The sequence below is a fragment of the Flectobacillus sp. genome (assembly GCF_049240685.1).
Lineage (GTDB): Bacteria > Bacteroidota > Bacteroidia > Cytophagales > Spirosomataceae > Flectobacillus.
Genome location: NZ_JBMLSD010000276.1, coordinates 1 through 5,325, shown reverse-complemented (window position 1 = coordinate 5,325; position 5,325 = coordinate 1). Strand labels below are relative to the sequence as shown.

5 protein-coding genes are annotated in these 5,325 nt (G+C 38.2%); 2 read left to right on the top strand and 3 right to left on the bottom strand.

The window, feature by feature from the left end; all coding sequences use genetic code 11:
- Positions 1-363 precede the first annotated feature (363 nt).
- The 3 genes from ACOVQ4_RS12645 to ACOVQ4_RS12635 form a co-directional block, all read right to left on the bottom strand.
- A complete protein-coding gene (locus ACOVQ4_RS12645) occupies positions 364-861 on the bottom strand; it encodes a DUF6691 family protein (RefSeq protein WP_166549801.1) in 498 nt (165 codons plus the stop codon).
- 94 nt (positions 862-955) lie between these two features.
- The gene (locus ACOVQ4_RS12640; protein WP_166578371.1) at positions 956-1,528 is read right to left on the bottom strand and encodes a YeeE/YedE family protein; all 573 of its coding nucleotides are present in this window, start codon (positions 1,526-1,528) and stop codon (positions 956-958) included.
- 574 nt (positions 1,529-2,102) lie between these two features.
- The gene (locus ACOVQ4_RS12635; RefSeq protein ID WP_421821003.1) at positions 2,103-2,591 is read right to left on the bottom strand and encodes a hypothetical protein; all 489 of its coding nucleotides are present in this window, start codon (positions 2,589-2,591) and stop codon (positions 2,103-2,105) included.
- A 347-nt stretch (positions 2,592-2,938) separates the two neighbouring features.
- Here ACOVQ4_RS12635 and ACOVQ4_RS12630 point away from each other — a divergent pair, with 347 nt between their 5' ends.
- Positions 2,939-3,448, top strand: coding sequence for a gluconate 2-dehydrogenase subunit 3 family protein (locus tag ACOVQ4_RS12630; protein ID WP_421821002.1), 510 nt, complete (start codon positions 2,939-2,941; stop codon positions 3,446-3,448).
- Positions 3,449-3,555: 107 nt separating this feature from the next.
- Positions 3,556-5,268: a GMC oxidoreductase gene (locus tag ACOVQ4_RS12625; protein ID WP_421821001.1), complete on the top strand. Its 1,713-nt coding sequence runs from the start codon at positions 3,556-3,558 to the stop codon at positions 5,266-5,268.
- Positions 5,269-5,325: the final 57 nt, after the last annotated feature.

Genomic DNA, 5,325 nt, shown 5'->3' with positions numbered 1-5,325 from the left:
CGATAGATATGTTTTGCCGAATGCCCAAAGCTGAAAGCCGATACCTGAAAGCTTAAAGCATAATCTTAAACTTTATTTTAGGGGCAAGGCAACAGGCACGAGGCAAAGAGTGTAAAATAGTTTTTTAGTAACGATAGATATGTTTTGCCGAATGCCCAAAGCTGAAAGCCGATACCTGAAAGCTTAAAGCACAATCTTAAACTTTATTTTAGTGAACGGGCAACAGGCACAAGGCACAGAGTGTTTAATCGTTTTTTAGTAATGATAGATATGTTTTTGCCGAATGCCTAAATACATAACTAAAATGCAAAAAGCACCCTTGTGAGGTGCTTTTTTTACTGATAATGCTTCAAAATTTAGCCTTTAGTTAGGTAATTTTTCTTTGAAATACCCATACGTCCAAGTACCTGCAATAGCGCTCAACAGTGTCACAAGTACAGCTACAAAACCACTACCAATTTGAGCGAATAATGGTCCGGGACATGCGCCTGTAATAGCCCAGCCCAATCCAAAAAGTAAACCACCATAGATTTGTCCTTGTTGGAATTTTTTGGGATGAAACTCTACCGTTTCCCCTGAGAGCGTTTTGATATTGAATTTTTTGATGAGAAATACCGAAATCATACCTACCACTACAGCGCTACCAATAACGCCATACATGTGGAAGCTTTGCAAACGGAACATTTCTTGAATTCTGAACCAAGAAATAATTTCTGCTTTTACGAAAACGATTCCAAACATAATACCTACGATGAGGTATTTAAGATTGGCAAAACCACTTTCTGAAGTTTTCATATCGTTTGGCGCTTCGCAAACGAATTCTTCTTTTTCTACTATTGGAGTTTCAAATGTCGATTTCATGATAATATTTTTATGAAAAATATGTGCGAGAAAAGTGTGAGTTGTGTGCTCTATTGAACACTTTGTGCCTTTGCCCCTTGTGCCTGTTCCCTTTTTAAAATAACTTAAATATCAATGGCAACAACAAATGCGTTGAAGCAAAACCCCCAACCATAAAGCAACAGGTTGCAATTACCGACGGAACTTGTAAGTTGGAGATACCCATAATGGCATGTCCTGAAGTACAGCCTCCCGCCCAACGGGTTCCGAAGCCAACCATAAAACCGCCGATGACAAAGAATATCAATCCTTTTAGGCTAAAAATATTTTCAGGGGCAAAAATATCTGAAGGCATCAAGCCATTAAAATCTTTAATCCCTAATGTGCTTAAATCTTTGATAGTTTGAGGATTAATCACAATAGCATTAGGGTTCGCTAAGAAATTAGTAGCAATAAATCCACCGATTAAAACGCCAAGGACAAAAATTAAATTCCAGATTTCTTTACGCCAATTGTATTTGAAAAATGGTATATCTGCTGGCATACAGGCCGCACAGATATGTCGTAATGAGGAGGATATACCAAATGATTTATTTCCGATTAATAACAAAGTAGGGACTGTAAGTCCAATCAAAGGACCTGCTACATACCAAGGCCACGGTTGTTTAATGAATTCAAGTAGTTCCATGATTATGTTTAAATTGTTTTTTATTATGTCTATAGATTAAGTATTTTATTTTCTAATTTCTCAAATAAGTATAGGATTTCTATAACGCTGAGTATTTTACTAATAAAAAATGCTTGAAAATTAAAAGATGTTTATACGAGGAGGTAAATTTTGTATGTATCATTCAAACAAATAGTTAGCGATAATTAGTTTCAATCAGGAAAGCAGATTTGTTAGAACACTTTCTTTGATTTATGATACAAAGGTATTTACTACGCAGAGCATTGTATGTAACTTTTATCACATTGCCAATAAATGAGTAAAATGCAGGAGATGTAAGCGTATGCAGAGAGACTATATAATAGGGTAGTTCGAGACTCAGTCTTGGTGTCATTTTTTAGGTTTTGAAACTGTTTTTACAAAATTCAGATAAAAAGCCTAATCACCCGAAGATCACTTTCGGGATTTGTCCAATAATCAAAACACCTTTATATTTTTAGCATACAGCCTAAAACCTATTGTAGGTAATTTGCTGGGTTATTTACAAAAAAAATAGGTTAACAAATGACATCTGTTAACCTAGGAGCATAAAATATTAGACTGTTACTAAGCTTGGTTCAGCCTGTTCTTGATTCATAAACGAAAGGTCTAACTTGATATTTGGTAACAATTCTTCTTCTAAAAGATTCGCCCATTCGTTGAGATAAAGAACGACATCGTCACGATAATTGTGGCGCATTTTGTCACGGCGTTCTAGTGGGATTCTAGCTAAAACTTTTTTATCACTCAAACGTTCTAAATTCTGTAAGTCGGAAGTAGTTAGACCATGATTGAGCATATCCGAAATAAGTAAATCCATCGGAAGCCCACTCGTTGGGCAAAACTCTTCTACTTGTTCGCGCCAATCGCCACGACCTTGCATGGCAAATTCATGAATTTGTGCTTTGGTGAGCTGGGTTAATTCTTGCGCCAAGTTGCCACAGTTACAACTTCCCATGTGCCCCCATTGGTATGGATTTCCGATAGCCAATTTTTGGGCAGTACGACGCAAGGCTTGGATGAGTTCTGGATTTGCATGTGCCATAAAATACAATAGGATATAATGAAACAATCTCTTGAATGAAGGCTAAACTCGCTGTTTGTATATTTTGTTTAAGTAAATTTTTTCTTAAAAATGTTATATTTTACGCTTTAGCAACCTTGTTAATAAGGATAAGCATTTATGAAAATATGTGTATATTGGGAGTTATTGCTCGTAAAAATCTGTCCTAATATTTTTTTGCAAAGATTTAGGATAAAAAAGTATTAGTCCTTGCATTTAAGGGTTTAGCGAGTGATTATTTAGGATGATTTTATAAGTTATAATAAAGATAAGAAATATCCCCAAAGACTAAAAATAATCCCATTTTCTTACTACTAAAAAACAAACTTATGGAAAGACGTAATGCCTTAAAAAGTATGGCGATGCTCATTGGAGGAGCGGTAGCTTTACCCGAGTGGGCAAATGCTTGGTCGACCAACTCAATAACTGCAAAAAATTGGTTGCGTCCTAATTTGGCAAGCGTACTAAGCGAAGCTGTTGAGACCATTATTCCCAAGACAAACACACCAGGGGCAAAAGACCTCGGATTGGACACCTTTGTTCAAAAAATGGTAGCAGATTGTTACTCAAAGGAAGTACAGTCTGCTTTTGCCAAAGGTATTGGCCAGATAGACTCTGTTGCTCAGCAAAAATACAGCAAACCATTTGTTCAGCTTGATACGCCACAGCGCATCGAATTGTTGAAAGGCTTTGAAAGTGGAGCCGAAACCAAAGATTTTTATGGCTTGCTTAAAGGTTTAACAGTACGAGGATACCTCAATTCGGAGTATGTGATGACCAATATTACGCATTATGAAATGGTGCCAGGCAGATACCACGGATGTGTAAAAGTAAAATAAGTAATTAGGCTTTCGGCAAAAATGCTACTATGATTGAATAGAAAACACTTTTTAGATACAAAGCTGTATGCCGAATTCCGACAGCTCTTCCAAAAATCATTGATTCCATGAGTAATTTTAATATAGATAGCACAAAAAATAGAACATACGACGCCATTGTGATTGGCTCGGGTATTAGCGGTGGCTGGGCAGCCAAAGAACTTACAGGAAAAGGCTTACGTACCTTGGTGCTCGAACGTGGGCGTGATGTACGTCATGTGGTAGATTATCCGACCACGATGTTACAGCCTTGGGAATTTGAACACAGAGGGCAATTGCCTTATGAGGTCAAACAAGAAAATCCTATTGTAAGTAAATGTTATGCTTTTTACGAAGGTACAACCCAGTTTTTTGCTAAAGATAAAGAACATCCTTACGTACAAGAAAAGCCTTTTGATTGGATTAGAGGCTATCAAGTAGGTGGAAAATCTTTGTTATGGGCACGTCAAACGCAACGCTGGAGTAATTTTGACTTTGAAGGGCCTGCACGTGATGGCTTTGCTGTAGATTGGCCTATTCGTTATAATGACTTGGCGCCTTGGTATAGTTATGTCGAAAAATTTGCGGGTATTACAGGCAATAAAGATGGTTTAGATACACTTCCAGACGGGGAGTTTTTGCCCCCTCACGATTTGAACTGTGTCGAAAAGTATTTCAAAGAGCAAGTTTCCAAAAACTACAAAGACCGTCATATCATTATTGGTCGTGCGGCGCATATTACCAAAGCACAACCAATTCACCTACAACAAGGTCGTGCGCAGTGTCAGCATCGTACGATTTGTGAAAGAGGTTGTCCATTTGGAGGATATTTTAGTAGTAACGCCTCAACAATTCCTTGGGCAATGAAAACAGGTAAAATGACGCTTCGCCCTGATTCGGTAGTTCACTCGATTATTTATGATGAGAAAAAGGGAAAAGCAACAGGCGTAAGAGTCATAGATGCCAATACCAAAGAAATGATTGAGTTTTATGCAAAAATCATTTTTGTGAATGCAGCAGCCTTGAACACCAACTTGATTTTGTTGAATTCTACTTCCAATCGTTTCCAAAATGGTTTGGGTAACGACAGTGGCGTGTTGGGTAAATACGTGGCTTTCCACAACTATCGTGCACGTGTGTCAGGCGAATATGATGGATTATTGGATTCAACAACCGATGGTCGCCGTCCGAACAGTGGTTATATTCCTCGTTTCCGTAATGTGTATAAGCAAGAAACGGATTTCTTACGTGGATATGCCGCAGGTTTTGATGGCCGCCGTATCGAGTATAACAGTAGCGAAGGTATCGGAGAAGATTTGAAAGCAAATCTAGGAAAGGTAACTCGTGGAGGCTGGAGTGTAGGTTCGCACATGATGGGCGAGACTATCCCGAAAGAATCCAACTATGTAGCTCTCGACAAAACTCTGAAAGACCCTTATGGTATTCCGCAATTGCGTATTGCTGTAGGTTATGATGATAATGACGAAAAGATGGTCAAAGATTACTTGCAACAAATGACAGATATGTTTGAGAAAGCAGGTTTTAAAAATATCAAGACCTACGATTCAAAGCAGGCTGCTGGTTTGGATATTCACGAAATGGGTGGCGCTCGAATGGGCAAAGACCCAAAAACCTCAATACTCAACAAGTGGAATCAAATGCACGCTTGTAAAAACGTATTTGTAACCGATGGCGCATCGATGACATCCACCTCAACACAAAACCCATCATTGACTTATATGGCCATGACTGCTCGTGCAGCCGACTACGCCGTGAAGCAAATGAGAATGGGTAATTTATAAGCTTATCCAAAAACAAAAAAGCTCAATACACTGGTTGTATTGGGCTTTTTTGTTTTG

Bases quoted from the DNA above. Each gene is read 5' to 3' on its own strand.
- ACOVQ4_RS12645 (WP_166549801.1), bottom strand. From the start codon at position 861: ATGAAATCGACATTTGAAACTCCAATAGTAGAAAAAGAAGAATTCGTT.
- ACOVQ4_RS12640 (WP_166578371.1), bottom strand. From the start codon at position 1,528: ATGGAACTACTTGAATTCATTAAACAACCGTGGCCTTGGTATGTAGCA.
- ACOVQ4_RS12635 (WP_421821003.1), bottom strand. From the start codon at position 2,591: ATGGCACATGCAAATCCAGAACTCATCCAAGCCTTGCGTCGTACTGCC.
- ACOVQ4_RS12630 (WP_421821002.1), top strand. From the start codon at position 2,939: ATGGAAAGACGTAATGCCTTAAAAAGTATGGCGATGCTCATTGGAGGA.
- ACOVQ4_RS12625 (WP_421821001.1), top strand. From the start codon at position 3,556: ATGAGTAATTTTAATATAGATAGCACAAAAAATAGAACATACGACGCC.